Genomic DNA, 15,861 nt, shown 5'->3' on the forward strand with positions numbered 1-15,861 from the left:
TGTGTCTTGATTTTCCTGGCTTCAGAAAGAGTATCCGGCATATGAAGGGCTTCCGTCTGTCATTCTTGGGATTCCTTGTGCTGGTCGCGAACTTCGTGACTGCAAAAGCCGAACTCCCTCCCTCCGCCTACGAGCAGTTCCAAGCGGACGCGCCAGAGGTCTTCCAGATCAAGGTCGATGAGGTTTCCTCGAAGTTCCCCGGTGTTTTTGACCGCTCGAAGCGGATCGAAACTGTGCAGGCGACCGTGGTGAAGGTTGTGCGCAGCAAGAGTGGCGCGAAGCAGGGGGAGAAAATTACTCTCCGCTACGAGCGGCTCCTTCCCAAAGCTGGTTGGGCAGGGCCGTCTCCGGCTCCTGCTTTGGAAAAGGGCAAAGAATATCCCGCTTATCTCTCGAAAGCGACCGATGGCACCTTCGAACTTGGTGCGAAGGGGAAGAGTTTCGAGACGGTGAAGCCGAGGTAAGCGGGGGTGAGCCAGCCCCATGAAGTCGTGATCACCTGATGCGCGCCATCGAGCCACTCACACGTTTTCGGGTGAAGGCGAACCTTGGAAAGGCAGGCGATGAAGGAAATCTCGCATTACTTTCACGACTGGGTGAAGATGCGTCTCCAGTAGCCAGTGCCCACCGTCTTCAAAGAGGTGCAGTTCCGCATTCGGAAGATCACGCAAGTAAGCACGCGCAGCACCCTCAGGCATGTAACCATCCTTCGGCCCCCAGACAATGAGTGTGGGTGGCTGGTGTTTGCGAAGGTACGCTTGGTAGCGCGGGAACCATGCGAGGTTTTCCTTGAGACCTGCAATCACATCGAGGGCGATTTCACAACGCCTCGGTGTCATGAGCGACCAGTGAAGCGTCCAGAGATCGGGTGGAATGCGCTCGGCGACATCGATGTCAACGTCATTCAGAAACTCGTGTTTGAAACCGTCCTCGCTAATCGCTTCTCCCAGCTTCGCTTTGGCTTCGGGAGTTGGATTGCGGAAGTACTCCCGTAGCCCTGCGTACATCGGCCCGAGTTCGTCTTCGTAGATGTCACCATTCTGGATGATCAGAGCGGTAACACGCTCAGGGTGTGTGATGGCGAGGCGAAGTCCAATCTGTGAACCGAAGTCGTGGAGATAGATGGCGAAGCGTTTGATGCAGAGATGCTCAGTGAATTTGATCAGGAATGCGGCATAACCATCGAAGTCGTAGTCGAAGGCATCCGGCGTGCCGCTGTAGCCACAACCCGGAAAGTCCGGTGCGATGAGATGCCAGCAGTCTGCCAGCTGCGGCATCAGATTCCGGAATTCGTAGGAGGAACAGGGGTAACCGTGGAGAAGAAGTATTGCAGGAGCGTTTCTGTCGCCTGCTTCACGATAGAAGACTTCGTCTCCATCCAGCTTCAGAAAGCGATGCTGGACATGACCCGCACTCGTGGATTTTGAAGACGCATGCATCACCCATTGAAATCGCCCCCTGTCATGCCAACGGACCCGCTGTAGGTGATTCATTTCCTTGTGGTGTAGCGATGAAGAAATTCCTTGAACCCATGGAGGTGAGGCGGTGAAATTTGCCAGATGAAAAATTTCCAACTCGTCTTTGCCGCATTCATGTTCCTTTGCGGCTTCACGTTCGCTCATGAGCCGGGCACCCTGACCTCCTCTCCCGGCAAAGGACTCAAGGTGTTGGTGTACTCGAACACCGCCTTCTACCGCCACCCGGACATTCCCGCCATCAATCGCTGGCTCGTGCTGCTGGGTCACGAGAACGGGTTCGAGGTGGACGTGACGGAGCACGCCAAGGACATGCTGCCTGCGGTGCTGGCGAAGTATGATGTGCTCCTGCTCAACAACGCCAACCAACTCGACCAGGTGCTGCCCGAAGAACAGCGCAAGGCTGTGGAGGAATGGTTCACCAAAGGCAGGAAGGGCATCGTGGGCTTGCACGCCGCGCTGGTGCGCCAGACGAACTGGCCCTGGCTGAACAAACTCGGCGGCTGCGACTTCAACAGCGACTCGGACTTCCTGAAGGCCAAGGTCACCATCGATCCTGCCGCGAAGGATTTCCCGGGCCTCAAAGGTGAGCCTTCAGAGTTTTGGATCGAGGCCGACTGGACCAATCATGATCGCAGCGTCACAGGTCTGCCTGGTTTCAAGGTCCTGCTGCGTGTGGACGAATCCACCTACACGCCCGTGCGCCCGTATTTTCAGACCCGAGGTGGCAAGCCCATGGGCGCGGACCATCCCATTGCCTGGACGAATGAACCTGCCAGCGGCGGACGCTTCTTCTATGCCGAGTTTGGCCACGATGTGCGTTCGCTGAGCACACCCTTTGTGAGGAAGTTCATCCTCGAAGGCATCAAGTGGTCCGCCGAGCATGCGATGGCGGAGAAGGCGAAGAAGCCGTAGTGAGCCTCCGGACATCGGTGCTGCTCACCACGGATGAATGAGGCGTGATGCTACTTCGCTGCCTTCAGCTTCTCCAGCAGATACGCCTGCGTCGAGTCATGCTTCGCATCCGTCGCTCCGGGATAGAAAAGCTCACACGCCACACCGTTGGTCTTGCAGTGCTCTTGCAATTTCACGCCGAAGTTCGCGCTGTGGGTGGGGTCCTTCGTTTCCTGGCCCATGGCCGGCGGGGCGGAGTAGGACATGTAGATGGGAGGATCGTCGGAAGTGACGAGGGCGTACGGCGAGTACTCGGCAATCCAGTCCTTGACGCTCTCCCGCTTGGCGTGGAACTCGGCGAAGGATGAGGTCTTCTTCACCGGGTCACCGGTGATGCCGAAGGCATGGGCCCCATAGCTGCTGTTCGGCATCCACTCCTTCATCTGGTGCGGATCCAGAGAGGTCTGCGCGCCAGTGACGGCGGCGCACCAGAGGCGGGTGGATTCACGGGCAATCGGGTCGCTACTCTTCGGGTCCGCCTTGTCCGGATGGAATGCCAGCCAGAGTGAGGTACATGCACCGGCAGAGCCACCGCTCGCGCCGATGCGTTCCTTGTCGATGTTCCACTCCTTGGCCTTGCTGCGCACTGTCTGCAATGCGCGCGCGGCATCGTGCAGAGGCCCTTTTACTGGAGGCACTACACCGTCCTTGGTGGCTTCATTCACGAAGCGGTATTCCACGGACACCACGGAGATACCGGCTTTCAGCATTTCAGGCAGCATCTTCGTCACGCCGCTCAGGCGTCCACCGCCACCCCAACCGCCACCGTGCACGAAGAAAAGCAGCGGGGTGGGCTTGTCCGATTCCGCCTTCCAGAAGTGCATCACCTGTTTTGGGTGCGGACCGTAGGCCACGTCGTATTCCGTGGGAGTGGGCAGGATCGGATTCTCAGATGTGAACTTCTTGGCTTCAGCTTCCTTGATGTCGCGGATGTAGATGTTCCTCCAGCGGATTTCGCCGCCGTGGGTCTGCAGCATGATAGGCCCCTTGGCCGGGAAGGGTTGTGTCTTGTCCCAGTAGTTCTCCATCACCGCGCCATCGACTACCAGGCGGGTATTGAATGTCACCCAAGTGCGCGCGCCGATTTGTTTGATGACAAAGGTGTTCCACTGGCCAAGGGGCTTGTCTTTCAGCTCAATCGGATCGCGGCCGAGCGTCTTCGGAGTGTTGTTGAAAAGACCTCCCGAGCCCAGGTGGGGCCGACGGTCCGGCTTCTTGGGATCGAACACCTGATTCCAGTCCCAGATCTGCACCTGCGGCACACCACGCAGGTAGATGCCGCTGTCTGCGCCAGCCACCGTCTTGTATTCGAGCATGAGTTCGAAGTCGCCGAACTCCTCATCTGTCGTGGCGTAGGGACCGGTGCCGCTGTTCACCAGTTCGCCGTTCTCCACTTTCCAATGCTGCGGGAATTCCTCGCGCATCTTCTTCAGCATCGCGTCCTTCTTCTCGCCCGTGAGCTTGGCCACGGAGTGCGGATTCAATCCGTGCCAGCCAGCGAGGTCCTGGCTGTTGAAGATGGCACGGAATCCCTTCGGAGGTTCCGGTGGTGCGGCGTGGAGGGCCGTGGCGAGAAATGCAAGGACAAGGGCAGTTCTGATGATCATGGGATGCGGGCAGGGGAAAGAGGAAGACGGCGTGCGCCTCACTCCATACGTCACCGGCTGAGGGGACTTAGCGGCTTTTGCGCGAGGATCTGCCTCAGGCCAAAATCTCCGTCACCACACGCGCCTTCTTCACGCCTGTCAGCTTCTGGTCAAGTCCCTGGAAGGGGAAGACGAGCTTCTCATGGTGATAGCCAAAGAGATGCAGCAGCGTGGCGTGGAAGTCCCGTAGGTGCACAGGATTCACTGCGGAGTGGTAGCCCATGTCATCGGTTTCGCCATGGGTGAAGCCCGGTTTGATGCCGGCACCGGCCATCCAGTAGGTGAAGGCATTGGGGTTGTGGTCGCGGCCTACGAAGCGGTTCTCGCTGCCACCTCGATTCTCCTGCATGGGCGTGCGCCCGAATTCTCCACCCCAGACCACGAGCGTGTCTTCCAGCATGCCGCGTTGTTGCAGGTCCGTGAGCAGTGCGGCGATGGGCTGATCGATGTCCCGGCATTTGCGCACGAAGCCATCGTTCAGCGACTCGGAAGCGCTGGAGCCGTGGGAATCCCAGCCCCAGTCGAAGAGTTGGATGTAGCGAACACCTGCCTCCGCGAGACGTCGAGCCAGCAGGCAATTGTTGGCAAAGGAGTCGCGTCCCGGACTCGTGCCATACATCGCATGGACAGAGGCAGGCTCGTCCTTGATGCTGAGTGTCTCCGGCACGGATACCTGCATGCGGTACGCCATCTCATACTGCGCGATGCGTGTGATTGTTTCCGGATCGCCAAAGTCGGCGTGCGTTTGCTGGTTTAGCCGGTTCAGGCTGTCGAGCGCCGTGCGACGGATGTCCCGCGTGATGCCGGGAGGATTGGCCGTGTTGAGAATCGGGTCGCCGGAGGAGCGGCACTGCACACCCTGATACACCGACGGCAGGTACCCACTACCCCACAGCGAGGCTCCTACACGTGGCAATCGTCCACCGGAGACCAGCACCATGAATCCAGGCAGATCCTGATTCTCCGTGCCGAGTCCCCAACTGATCCACGAGCCCATGGAAGGATGACCGAGATTCTGGTTTCCCGTGTGCATGAGAAGCTCCGCAGGACCGTGGTTGAACTGGTCCGTCTGCATCGTCTTGAGAAAGCAGAGCTTGTCCGCGTGACGGGTGAGGTGAGGAAGCCGATCTGAAATCCACGCGCCCGACTGGCCATGCTGCTGGAAGGGGAAACGTGGCCCCAGCATTTTGGGCACACCCTGAATGAAGGCGAAGCGCTGTCCCTTGAGATAGGAATCAGGGCAGGTCTTGCCATCATAGCGGGCCAGCATGGGCTTGTAATCAAACAGCTCCAACTGGCTCGGTGCGCCCACCATGTGCAGGTGGATCACGCGCTTGGCCTTCGCGGGAAATGTGGGCGTGATGGGTGCGAGCGGCGCGCTGGGATCATGCGTAATCTTCACCTTCGATGCGGCCGAGGCAAAACCCTGTGTGGCCAGCCAGAGCGCACCAAGACCCGTGGGGCATTGCCTCAGGAAGTGCCGCCGGGTGAGGTGCTGGAGTGCTTCGAGATTCATGAATTGCAGGTGCGAAACGAAAGTGAAAGTCAGCGGATGAGCGCTTCGTCGAGATTCAGCAGCACGGAGGCAAGCACCGTGTATGCCGCGCCCTCCGGCGTGGTGGAGACCTTCTGCATCTCTGCAGGCTGGTCTGCGTACTGCTGTCGGACGGCGGTGAAGAGTGCCTTCAATTCCACGAGTTGCGCCGCCGTGATGTTCCGCGTGGTCACCTCGCGATACGCATGAGCCAGGCGCTCATCGATGCTTCCGGTGAACTCAATCTGCATGCGGCGGCCGAGAGCCTTGGCGCATTCATGGAAGGCGGGGTCATTCAGCACCGAGAGGGCCTGCAGAGGAGTGTTCGATACGACACGGCGCTTGCTGCACAGCTCGCGCGTGGGTGCATCGAACGTGGCAAACATGGGGAAGGGGATGCTGCGCTTCCAGTAGGTGTACACGGCGCGGCGGTAGCGCTCGGCATCGCCCTCCTTCGGGGTGGTCCATTTGTCTCCATCGAAGGGTTTCCATACGCCTTCTGGCAGTGGGGGGTGCACGGGCTTCCCACCTGTTTTGTTCACCAACAATCCAGCCACCATCAGTGCGTGGTCGCGCACCATTTCCCCTGTGAGGCGCTGACGTGGCCCGCGCGCCAACAGGCGGTTGTCCGGGTCGCGCTCTGCAAGGGCGGGAGATACGCGGGCATCCTGTCGGTAGGTGGCGCTGGTCACGAGTTCGCGCAGCAGGGATTTCACGCTCCATCGCATGCTCGTCTGGAAACGCACCGCCAGTGTGTCCAGCAGTTCGGGATGCGTGGGTTTCTCTCCTGCGGATCCGAAGTCTTCCGGAGTAGGGACGATGCCAGTGCCAAAGAGCTCCAACCAGAACCGGTTCACCGCTACGCGTGCGGTCAGTGGATTCGCCGGCGAGACAATCCATCGTGCCATCGAGAGCCGATCCGGATTGCCTTTCATGGCAGGGAAGACTTGTGGTGTGCCGGGATGCTCGATGCGCTCACCCTTGTCCAACCAGTTCCCCCGGATGAAGAGATGAGTGGCCCGCCCTTGAGCGGATGGAAGCTCCCGCATGTCAGGCGTGGTGGTGGATGGAATCGCTCGCAGTTTCTTTTGCGTGGCAGCGAGCTCCGATTTCCACTGCATCAGTGAGATGTTCTTGCCGAGTTGCTCCCAGCGCTCGTCATCCGTGAAGGAGATGCGACCACGCTTCGTAATGAGCGGAAAGCTGCCTCCGGCAGAAAAATCGGTGTGCGCCAGAGTGACGCGAAGCTGGCTGCTCTCGCTGACTTCGATGGGCTCACGCAGTACGACAATCGCATGCCGTGGACGATTCATCTTCGTGTACGGACCCCAGCCACGCCGTGCCCCCTTGGATGAGATCGAGTCATTGGGATTGAAGAGTGGATGTGGTTCGTCCGTGATGACCTCTGCAAGGGGCACATCCGCATAGTGGTCATCATGGGTGTGCCGTTCCAGCCGGATGCGCTTCAGCAGCGTGCCCCACTCGGGTGTGTGCAGAGCCTTCGCTTCATCCACCGGAAGCACTTCCACTCGCATGGCTGTGATTCTCTTCTGCTTCGGATCCACGCCGGTATCGAGTGTGAAGACTGCTCCAGCAGCGACATTCCCTGCAGTGCGAAATTCTTCACTCTGCTCCTGCTTCACCACTTCCAGCACGGCCTTCGTAGCAGTGGCCTTCATGCCGATGGTGGGATACCACTCGGTGCTGGTGGCGAGATTCAGCTGCTTCTCAAAGATGGCTGTCTCAAGCTGTGCTATGCGCGCCTGTAGGTGCCCTGCTTCAGCATGCCGCTTGGTGTCCAAGGGCACGGTCAACACGGGAAGGCCTTCCGGAGTGTCTGCATCCTCCGTATTGTTGAAGAAAGCCATGAAGTCGTAGTACTCCTTGTGCTGGATCGGATCATAGGGATGCGCGTGGCACTGCACGCAGCCCATGGTCACGCCCTGCCAGACCTCCCAGGTGGTGGCCACCCTATCCATCACTGCGGTGACGCGGAACTCTTCATCATCGGTGCCGCCTTCATTGTTCGCCTGCGTGAGGCGGTGGAAGGTGGTGGCAATGCGATCATCCAGCGTCGCCTGTGGCAGTAGGTCGCCTGCGAGTTGGGCGATGGTGAATTGATCGTACGGCATGTCGTTGTTGAAGGCCGCGATCAACCAGTCACGGTACTTCCACACATCACGCCGATGATCCTGCCCCAACCCCTCGGAGTCCGCATAGCGCGCGAGGTCCATCCATACAGATGCCCAGCGCTCGCCAAAGCGCGGTGAGTTCAGCAGGCGCTGTACCTGCTTTTCATAGCTCCTCGTGGAGTCATCTGCGAGAAACGCATCAAGCTCCGGTTCTGTAGGAGGCAGCCCGGTAAGGTCGAGTGAGACGCGGCGCAGCAGAGCGGCCTTGTCCGCTTCCTTGCTGGGTTGCAGACCTTCCTTCTCCAGCCGCGCCAGAATGAAGCGATCCATCTCCCGTCGTGGCCACGACGTTTGTTTCAATTCGGGAGCCGCATGAGCGATGGGTGGCACGAAGGCCCAGTGCTCTCTCCACTTCGCGCCTTCAGCAATCCATTGCTTCAGAAGCGCGACTTCATGCTTGGGCAGTGGGGGACCGTGCGCAGGCTTGGGCATCACCTCGGAAGGATCTGTGGAGAGAATGCGCACCATCATCTCTGAGTCATCCGGTTTCCTGGGTACGATGACTGTCTTGCCGGATTCTCCATTGCCCAGCGCCTTCTCACGATAGATGAAGGACACATCACCCGCTTCCTTCACGCCGCCATGGCAGGCAACACAATGAGCGTTGAGGATGGGCCGGATGTCGCGTGCAAAGTCCACCTCCGCATGCAGTGGCGTGAGGGACAATGACAGGAGAGCAATGATAAGCGTGGCGCGAGCAGTCACGATCACTTCGGGAAGATGCGAATTTCATTGAGCCCGCCGCCATGATCGGTGCGGGTGGGTGGACGATCCGGATGCCGGTAGTGCGAAGTGATGACCACCTTCACATAACGGGCATGCACCGGCGGGAAGCTGAAGTCGTGGAAGGGGAATTCCCGCTCCGACTTCCTGATGCGGGGAAGCTGCCCCTGCACCAGCGGGAAGAAGCTCAGGTTATCCAGTGACCCATACGCGGTGAAGGTGTCCGTGCCGCGGTCGCCGATGCCACGATTGTTGGTGTTCTGCATCGCGAGACGCGCGATGGTCTCCGGCTGTAGGAGGTCCACAGTGAATTCACCATCCTGTTCATTCGGCGCGAGCCAGAAGGCCCAGTCACCCGGCACACCCGAGTCATTGAGCCTGCCGTCCGTCAGGCGGTCAGGCGGGAAAATGGAACCATGCTTCCGCGCGTAGAATCCAGGACTGAAGACAGGCTTTCCCAGCGCGAGATTGTCAGTGTCCGTGCGAGGTGTGACCGTGGGGAGTTGCTTCGCGTGATTCACCAGGAGGATGGGGGACTCATCCAGCGTGGTCAGCAGCGTGGGGTTGCCCTCATCTTGCACGAGCGCGCGGCTCTCGCCCTTCATCAGGCGTGTGGGCGTGGGAGTGGCCAGCACCTCCACTTCACCCGTGAAGACCTCGGTGAGCACCACCGGCTTGTTGCCATCGGAACCCACTGCGAGACCGAATTCCGTGCCCAAATCCACAAAGCGTCCTCCCGGTGTATCCACACGGAACCCCTGCGCCCCCTCGGGTGCGTGCACGGAGACGCGGCCATGCATCATCGTGAGCGTCTCAGCTTCCTTCACGAGAAAGCGACAGGGAGCTTCCAAGGTGGCCGTCGCTCCGGAGGGGAATCGCAGCTTGAGGAAGCCCTGCGCCAGTTCCATCGCCTGGTTCGCTGGCAGCGCTCCCGTTTCAGGAGCGGGTGAGCCTTCCTTCCACTGCACACCACCTGCTTCCACCACGGTCGCGAGGGCCTTCTCGCGCGGTGCTTGCAGCAGAATCAGGGACACACCTGCAATGAGTGCCACGCCCAGCAGTGCCAGCGAAGCGAGAGAAATGTGAAAGCGCGACGCAGGCTGCGATGTCGTGTTCCCTGTGACCTCATGCGATGGCTTCACAAAGTCGGGCAGCATCTGCTCCGCAAGCGCATGTCGCGACAGCGCTGCATGAATCGCTGAGACGCTCAAGTAGCGCGCACGCCGTTCCGCTGATTCCAGCAGGGCTGCATTCAGCTCGGCACGCCCCGCTTCATCCAGCTCGCCTTCGAGCAGACGGTGCAGCAATTTCTCAAGAGTTTCCTCCGTCATATCATCGCCAGCTTTTGTTGGATGCACTTCTCCAGCAGCTTCCGGATGCGCATGAGGGTGAGCGAAATTGCCGTGGGACTTTTCCCATGTTGGTCAGCCAGCGCCTGCACCGAGCCACCGCGTTCATAACGTGCGAGGATGAGCTTGTGCTGGTCGGCGGGCAGGGCACTGAGACACTCCATGAGCGCTGGCTCCAGTGGAGGTTGGGCCGTCAACATCGCAGCTTGTTCCTGGGCGAGAAGGTCGACCAGCGAATCGTCAAACACATGCCGATCCCGTCCGTGATCCCGCCGCGCAGCCTGCACCTGGTGCCAGGCAACCGTCATGGCCCACGGCAGGAAGGGGCGTGCGTGGTCATACTCATCCGCCTTCCGCCACAGCACAAGATTGGTCTCCTGCAGCACGTCGTCCGCGAGGGAGATGTTCGGGATGAGGGAGACGATGTAGCGATGCAGCACGGCCTGATGACCGGTGATCAGGCTGATCATCCGGTCTTCTTCGGGGCTGCGGCTGTCCATTCGGTGCGCCATGGTTGTTAGGTGTTACCAGAAGGCGCCCGAATCTTTCTGACAAAAGTCTGGAGGCAGCAGAATTATTCTGCCGGCTTTGGTTTTGGAGGCGGATTCCTCCACACGTGCATGACAGCATAGCTGCGCCACGGGCGCCACGCCTGGGAGAGATCCTCAGCCTCCTTCGCGCTCACGCCACCGAGGTTGTTGCGCACGGCGATGTCCTCCTTGGGAAAAGCATCCGGCCACCGCAGGGCCCGCATGGCAATGTAGTGTGCCGTCCATGGGCCGATGCCGGGCAGGGCCACGAGCTGCGCGATGGCCGTGTCCGGATTGGCGCCCGCATCCAGCTTCACGACGCCGGAGTGAAAGGCTTGGGCGAGTGCGATGATGGTCTTCGAGCGAGCGCTCACGATGCCGAGTGTTGCCACATCATCCACACTGGCCCGGGCGACCCGACTTGCGAGCGGGGAGAGCCGGCTGAGTTCGGGGAATGGCGTCTCGAATTTCTCTCCGAAAGCGTCTGCAAACCGGCACGCGATCGTAGTGGCCGCCTTCACGGTGATCTGCTGCCCGAGAATCGCACGGATCACCATTTCAAATCCATCGAAGGCACCCGGCACACGCAGCCCCGGATTCTTTTTCACGGCCGCCTTCAGTGTTTTATCGCGCATCAAATGCGCGGCGATGAGATCTGGACGAGCGGTAAGGTCAAAGAGGTTGCGCAGTCGGCCAAGCAAGGTTGGCAACACCGGCGCGAGTGAGTGGGTGAATTCCACCATGAGCGCGTGCTTCTCCGCCGCGTGCGTCACTTTGAGCCAGCCTGTGTGTTTTCCCAGTCGCACTGTGCGCGCATAGCTGTCACTGGTGTCCAGTTCCACGTCCTTAATCATGCGCGCCTTCAAGAATTCCAGGATGCCATCCCAATCATACGGCGGGCGATAGTTCAGCTGCAGCGTCGAGGTGCCTGCAGCATCAATGGCGGTCTGATGTTCCTCATTCGCCGCCTCTTTACGCAACCGCGTGGGAGGCATGCGGTACTGTGAGCTGAAAGCATCGTTGAACCGTCGTAGGCTGGAGAAGCCACTGGCAAAGGCGATTTCCGTCACGGGCAGTTTCGTTTCCGTGAGCAATTGTTTGGCCAGCAGCAGGCGGCGCGTTTGCAGCAGTTCGATCGGAGAGACGCCCAATTCTTTTTGAACGATGCGCCGCAATTGACGCGAGCTGATTTCAAACTGCGCGGCGATCTCCTCCAGGCCCGTGCCGTCCTCCAGCATGCCTTCATCGATGCGATGCGAGATCTGGTGCGCAATGCGATGTGCATTGTCCACTGGCGCATGGCCCGGCGCCAGTTCGGGACGGCAACGTAAACACGGCCGGAACGATGCTTTCTCTGCGGCCTCCGCGCTGTCAAAGAAGCGACAGTTCTTCAGCTGAGGCGTTTTCACCGGGCAGATGGGCCGGCAGTAGATGCCCGTCGAGGTCACGCCGACATAAAAGACTCCGTCAAAACGCGGGTCATGGGACTTCAGGGCACTGTAGGCAGCTTTGGGATCAATCATGGTGCTCGGGTGGGTTTGTGATACCAATGCTAAGCGCCCGGCCACTCTTTCGCTGGCCGTTTTCGGACATCACCACAATATCATACTCATGTCCGAATACGGCCAGCGCCTTTCATGAGATGGGTCATCTTACCCCAATAGAAACAACCGCAGAAGACCCATGACCTATTCCTACAAAACCATGAAGACCCCGGTGGGAGAGCTGAAAATTGTGGCCAGTGACCGCGGCCTGGCCGCCGTCCTCTGGGAGAACGACGACCCCAAGCGTGTGCGCCTCTCTCCCATGGTGGCAAACAAAAACCACCCCGTTCTCCTCGAAGCCGAACGCCAGCTCCGCGACTACTTCGCGGGCAAGCTGAAGAAATTCTCCCTGAAGTTTGATCCCGTGGGGACGGACTTCCAGAAGGATGTCTGGAACGCTCTCTCCACCATCCCCTTCGGCCAGACCCGCAGCTACGCGCAGATCGCAACCCAAGTCGGTCGCCCCAAAGCCGTCCGCGCCGTCGGTGCTGCGAACGGTAAGAATCCCATCTCCATCATCGTCCCCTGCCACCGTGTCATCGGCTCCAATGGCAAGCTGACGGGGTTTGCGGGGGGGTTGGAGGTGAAGGAAGTGTTGCTGAATCTGGAGTCTGGAAAACAGTAGTTGCTCAGGATACTGGTTCCTTTCATAGAATAGGCAACGTCCCTGATTGCATGCGTGTAACCGATGTTATGAGGATTCGCGAGGACCGAAGAAGCGGTCGCCATTGAAGTGAATCATGTGGTCAGGTTCTTCGGCAATCCACACGTCTGTTTCCCAAGCAATATCTGGTGCGAATTTTCGGAATGTTGTTCGGTCTAGGAACGCCGTTACGAAGACCCGCGGGACATTGCATTCTTTGCAGAGCTCATTCAAGGAGACGAGACGCTCCGGCGAGATTGGGCCAAAACTGTGGACGGCTTCGATCAGAAACAACCATTTGCGGTGTGAATCTAGAAGTACAACGTCCGGAAGACTCTTGGCGACATTAAGTTCGATTCCAATGCTGGCCAATGTTGTCGCCTCCATGTACAGCTCTTTGTTTTCGGCATCGCCTAGATAGAGCACCGTGGTATTTGGGGCGAATCTCGGTCGAAATTGCTCTATGATGCTGCGCTGTAACGCGTTGTGGCTGCCGGGCCCTAATTTAAGTTCTGAACCATTTGGCAGCACTAGTGGCATTGCCATGACACTTTGCTTGGCAAAGACGCTGTCAGACAAGTGAGGCCGCGTCGCCATGAACTGCGCTGCCTTTTTTCCCCAGCCTTCCTGCCCGTAGAGATTGATGATTGCACTGTGTTCTGGACTGAGTCCATAACCGCGTGTGGGATCGTTGGCAGCAGCCCCTGGGTTGCCGGCGCTCTGCTGAATTACTCCTGCCAAAACGGCAAACTTGAGGTGTTTGCGTCGGATGTCATCATAGGAACCACGAGAAACCTGTTCTCCGAAGTGCTTGTTGATGAAGTCGATAATCTCGCGCGTACGCAGTGGAGGAGACGGATGACTGCCCGCAGACGACCAGTCTGCCGAGTGGGTGACTCCCGCTACGGCAAGGAAACACATGGATGCCATATCGCGGCGACGATCAGTGAGTCCTGCCAAGGGAACTCCGAATCCCTGCAAGATTTCGATTCCTTCGTTGATCAATCGCCGGACGGCTGGGCGCTTTTTAGCAGCCTGTTTCTTGAGAGCCATAGTTTAACAGCTAGCCACTTCTCGAGTCCCGCTACGACGAACTGGCACCGAGAGATGCTTTACAACACTTTGAGCGAGAGCATAGGCGAACATCGGAGGGACTGCATTGCCAATTTGATTAAATGCGCTGCCTTCTGCACCTGCAAACTGGAAGTGGTCCGGGAAACTTTGTAGGCGTGCGGCTTCACGAACAAGCAGCCGACGGCGACGACCATCAGGCAACTTTATACGCTGCATGTCACCCGTTGCACCTGCTAGATTGCGGCATGTCAATGTGCGCGCGGGTTGATCGAGATGGAGGTCTCGAGGCTTCACACAACATGACGCTTTTTCGTAATTGGCAACATACCGATCCATGCTGGGAGTGAGAAACTTTGATTCCGGAGGGGTGAGGAAGAGCATGTCCTCCAATGCCTGACCGGCTGTCCACTGAATTGGGCTCACTCTCGGGAAAACAAATCCGCCTGAGTGGCCGACCACGACAAGCCGCTCTCGCTTCTGCGGAACCCCATAATACAGCGTGCTCATCAGACGGGCCTCGACTTGATACCCAAGAGACCTGAGCTCTACAAGTATCTCATCAAGATACCACTTGTTGCCGTACATCATTCCCCGAACGTTTTCGAACATCCAGAGGCGAGGGCGGAGTCGTTTCACGGCCGAGATAAATGTTGGAAAGCCGTCGCGTGAATCATGAAGACCATTTTGATGGCCTCCAACTGAAAAGGGCTGGCAAGGAGGACCACCAATCACGACGTCACAAGGTGGCAGGTCGCTTTCGGGCGTAAGAAATGTTTCGACACATTCTCCGGTGAGATTCTTGCGATAGGTAGCACACGCATCCCTGTCTTTTTCGAATCCTATCGTCGTAATCCCCGCAGCTTCAAAGCCTAGTGCCAGTCCCCCACATCCGGCGAAGAGGTCGACAGCCATGAATTTGGCCTTTCGCCTCGGCACCAGTGTCGCGTTGATGATTTCGGGATATGAGGGCACGGGCTCTTTTAGATCAGAGTTCCGACCGAGGCAAGCTGTTCATACGCTCACTATCAATTTTCTGCGATGGTGCAGGTGATTTTTTCACCCCTCCCCTACAACCTCCTCAACCCGTCCTCCGTCATCGGCGTCGGGATCTGCTCATCGATTTCATCAATCCGCCCTAACGTCTCCGTATCCAGCACCAAATTCGCAGCCTTCAGACTCTCCTCAAGCTGGGCCACCGTCGTCGCACCAATGATCGTGGAGGCCACGAAGTCATGCTGTTTGCTCCAGGCAACAGCCAGCGTGGTGACGCTGATACCGAGATCCTGTGCAATCACTTGAAGACGCTTCGTCGTTTCCAGTGAGCGCTCGTTCACGAACCGCGCCGCCATGCGTTTCTGACGTGGGCCACCATTCACAAAGTAGTCGCTGAAGCGCGCACCAGTCGGCAGGGCACCATCATTGTACTTCCCAGTGAGCACGCCACCGCCGAGGGGTGAGTAAGGGAGGAGGCTTACGCCTTCCTTGCGGCAGACCTGCGCGAGCTCGCTTTCGCAACGGCGGTTGATAAGCGAGAAGTTATTCTGCACCGTGTCGTAGCGTTGCAGCTTGTGCTTCTCCGCCTCCCAGAGATTCTTCATCAGCCCCCAGCTCGTTTCATTGCTGCAGCCGATGGCTCGTACCTTGCCTTGGTCGACCAGTTCAGTCAGGGCGCTGAGCGTTTCATCCTGCCGCATGCCGTGATCCGGCCAGTGAGTCTGGTACAGGTCGATGTAGTCTGTCTTGAGCCGCTTCAGGCTGTCTTCACAGGCCTGGTGAATCTGCCGGCGATCCAGCGCGGTGAAGCCTCCGCGAATGGGCGGGCGGAACCAACCATGGCCGGGACCCGTGACCTTGGTCGCCAGGATGATCTCGCCACGCTTCTGCCCCTTCAGCCACTTGCCGACAATTTCCTCCGTCACGCCGAACTTCTCCGCACTGGGCGGCACTGGGTACATCTCCGCCGTGTCGAAGAAGTCGATCCCCGCCTCCAAGGCGCGGTCCATGATGGCAAAGGAAGTCTTCTCATCCGCCTGCAGGCCGAAGGTCATCGTACCCATGCAGATGTCCGTCACTACAATCCCACTGCGCCCAAGTCGTTTCCGGTTCATGAAGGCACCCTAGGACGGGCCGTGGTGTGCGCAAGTCACGAGAGGGACCCCGTCTCGTAAGCGGTGCCTCAAGCTCCAAGCCTCTAACC

13 protein-coding genes are annotated in these 15,861 nt (G+C 58.8%); 3 read left to right on the plus strand and 10 right to left on the minus strand.

The window, feature by feature from the left end:
- The first annotated feature begins 41 nt into the window (after positions 1 to 41).
- Positions 42 to 464, plus strand: a complete 423-nt coding sequence (locus tag DES53_RS02235; RefSeq protein WP_113956571.1) for a hypothetical protein — start codon at positions 42 to 44, stop codon at positions 462 to 464.
- A gap of 57 nt (positions 465 to 521) precedes the next feature.
- Here the strand turns inward: DES53_RS02235 and DES53_RS02240 are convergent, their stop codons facing one another.
- Positions 522 to 1,439: an alpha/beta fold hydrolase gene (locus DES53_RS02240; RefSeq protein WP_113956572.1), complete on the minus strand. Its 918-nt coding sequence runs from the start codon at positions 1,437 to 1,439 to the stop codon at positions 522 to 524.
- A gap of 120 nt (positions 1,440 to 1,559) precedes the next feature.
- On the opposite strand from DES53_RS02240, the gene DES53_RS02245 reads away from it, so the two are divergent.
- Positions 1,560 to 2,390 carry a ThuA domain-containing protein gene (locus tag DES53_RS02245; protein ID WP_113956573.1) on the plus strand — a complete coding sequence of 277 codons (831 nt, stop codon included), beginning with the start codon at positions 1,560 to 1,562 and terminating at the stop codon, positions 2,388 to 2,390.
- Positions 2,391 to 2,440: 50 nt separating this feature from the next.
- Here the strand turns inward: DES53_RS02245 and DES53_RS02250 are convergent, their stop codons facing one another.
- The 6 genes from DES53_RS02250 to DES53_RS02275 all read right to left on the minus strand — a co-directional run bounded on the left by DES53_RS02250 (position 2,441) and on the right by DES53_RS02275 (position 11,926).
- Entirely contained in the window at positions 2,441 to 4,036 is a 1,596-nt protein-coding gene (locus DES53_RS02250; protein WP_113956574.1) for a 3-keto-alpha-glucoside-1,2-lyase-like domain-containing protein, read from the minus strand.
- A gap of 94 nt (positions 4,037 to 4,130) precedes the next feature.
- Entirely contained in the window at positions 4,131 to 5,591 is a 1,461-nt protein-coding gene (locus DES53_RS02255; RefSeq protein ID WP_113956575.1) for a DUF1501 domain-containing protein, read from the minus strand.
- Between the two features lie 29 nt (positions 5,592 to 5,620).
- On the minus strand, positions 5,621 to 8,506 hold the full coding sequence (locus DES53_RS02260) for a PSD1 and planctomycete cytochrome C domain-containing protein (protein WP_170156790.1): 2,886 nt from the start codon (positions 8,504 to 8,506) through the stop codon (positions 5,621 to 5,623).
- A 2-nt stretch (positions 8,507 to 8,508) separates the two neighbouring features.
- Positions 8,509 to 9,855 (minus strand): discoidin domain-containing protein, encoded by a 1,347-nt coding sequence (locus tag DES53_RS02265; protein ID WP_113956577.1) that lies wholly within the window; start codon positions 9,853 to 9,855, stop codon positions 8,509 to 8,511.
- Complete coding sequence (locus tag DES53_RS02270; protein ID WP_113956578.1) at positions 9,852 to 10,385, minus strand: sigma-70 family RNA polymerase sigma factor; 534 nt, start codon at positions 10,383 to 10,385, stop codon at positions 9,852 to 9,854. The genes DES53_RS02265 and DES53_RS02270 overlap by 4 nt, the downstream gene beginning before the upstream one ends.
- A 62-nt stretch (positions 10,386 to 10,447) precedes the next feature.
- Entirely contained in the window at positions 10,448 to 11,926 is a 1,479-nt protein-coding gene (locus tag DES53_RS02275) for a DNA-3-methyladenine glycosylase 2 (RefSeq protein WP_113956579.1), read from the minus strand.
- Positions 11,927 to 12,086: 160 nt separating this feature from the next.
- Between DES53_RS02275 and DES53_RS02280 the strand changes: the two genes are divergently transcribed.
- Positions 12,087 to 12,572 (plus strand): methylated-DNA--[protein]-cysteine S-methyltransferase, encoded by a 486-nt coding sequence (locus DES53_RS02280; RefSeq protein WP_113956580.1) that lies wholly within the window; start codon positions 12,087 to 12,089, stop codon positions 12,570 to 12,572.
- Between the two features lie 66 nt (positions 12,573 to 12,638).
- On the opposite strand, the gene DES53_RS02285 is transcribed toward DES53_RS02280, so the two are convergent.
- From DES53_RS02285 to DES53_RS02295, 3 genes are all read right to left on the minus strand, one after another.
- Positions 12,639 to 13,643: a BsuBI/PstI family type II restriction endonuclease gene (locus DES53_RS02285; RefSeq protein ID WP_113956581.1), complete on the minus strand. Its 1,005-nt coding sequence runs from the start codon at positions 13,641 to 13,643 to the stop codon at positions 12,639 to 12,641.
- A 3-nt stretch (positions 13,644 to 13,646) separates the two neighbouring features.
- On the minus strand, positions 13,647 to 14,576 hold the full coding sequence (locus tag DES53_RS02290; protein WP_113957165.1) for a DNA cytosine methyltransferase: 930 nt from the start codon (positions 14,574 to 14,576) through the stop codon (positions 13,647 to 13,649).
- Positions 14,577 to 14,731: 155 nt separating this feature from the next.
- Positions 14,732 to 15,772 carry an aldo/keto reductase gene (locus DES53_RS02295; RefSeq protein WP_113956582.1) on the minus strand — a complete coding sequence of 347 codons (1,041 nt, stop codon included), beginning with the start codon at positions 15,770 to 15,772 and terminating at the stop codon, positions 14,732 to 14,734.
- Positions 15,773 to 15,861 lie beyond the last annotated feature (89 nt).

This window comes from Roseimicrobium gellanilyticum, assembly GCF_003315205.1.
In the GTDB taxonomy this organism is placed as follows: Bacteria; Verrucomicrobiota; Verrucomicrobiia; order Verrucomicrobiales; family Verrucomicrobiaceae; genus Roseimicrobium; species Roseimicrobium gellanilyticum.

Coding starts and splice junctions, on each gene's coding strand:
- DES53_RS02235 (WP_113956571.1), top strand. CDS start 42: ATGAAGGGCTTCCGTCTGTCATTCTTGGGATTCCTTGTGCTGGTCGCG.
- DES53_RS02240 (WP_113956572.1), bottom strand. CDS start 1,439: ATGCATGCGTCTTCAAAATCCACGAGTGCGGGTCATGTCCAGCATCGC.
- DES53_RS02245 (WP_113956573.1), top strand. CDS start 1,560: ATGAAAAATTTCCAACTCGTCTTTGCCGCATTCATGTTCCTTTGCGGC.
- DES53_RS02250 (WP_113956574.1), bottom strand. CDS start 4,036: ATGATCATCAGAACTGCCCTTGTCCTTGCATTTCTCGCCACGGCCCTC.
- DES53_RS02255 (WP_113956575.1), bottom strand. CDS start 5,591: ATGAATCTCGAAGCACTCCAGCACCTCACCCGGCGGCACTTCCTGAGG.
- DES53_RS02265 (WP_113956577.1), bottom strand. CDS start 9,855: ATGACGGAGGAAACTCTTGAGAAATTGCTGCACCGTCTGCTCGAAGGC.
- DES53_RS02270 (WP_113956578.1), bottom strand. CDS start 10,385: ATGGCGCACCGAATGGACAGCCGCAGCCCCGAAGAAGACCGGATGATC.
- DES53_RS02275 (WP_113956579.1), bottom strand. CDS start 11,926: ATGATTGATCCCAAAGCTGCCTACAGTGCCCTGAAGTCCCATGACCCG.
- DES53_RS02280 (WP_113956580.1), top strand. CDS start 12,087: ATGACCTATTCCTACAAAACCATGAAGACCCCGGTGGGAGAGCTGAAA.
- DES53_RS02285 (WP_113956581.1), bottom strand. CDS start 13,643: ATGGCTCTCAAGAAACAGGCTGCTAAAAAGCGCCCAGCCGTCCGGCGA.
- DES53_RS02290 (WP_113957165.1), bottom strand. CDS start 14,576: ATGGCTGTCGACCTCTTCGCCGGATGTGGGGGACTGGCACTAGGCTTT.
- DES53_RS02295 (WP_113956582.1), bottom strand. CDS start 15,772: ATGAACCGGAAACGACTTGGGCGCAGTGGGATTGTAGTGACGGACATC.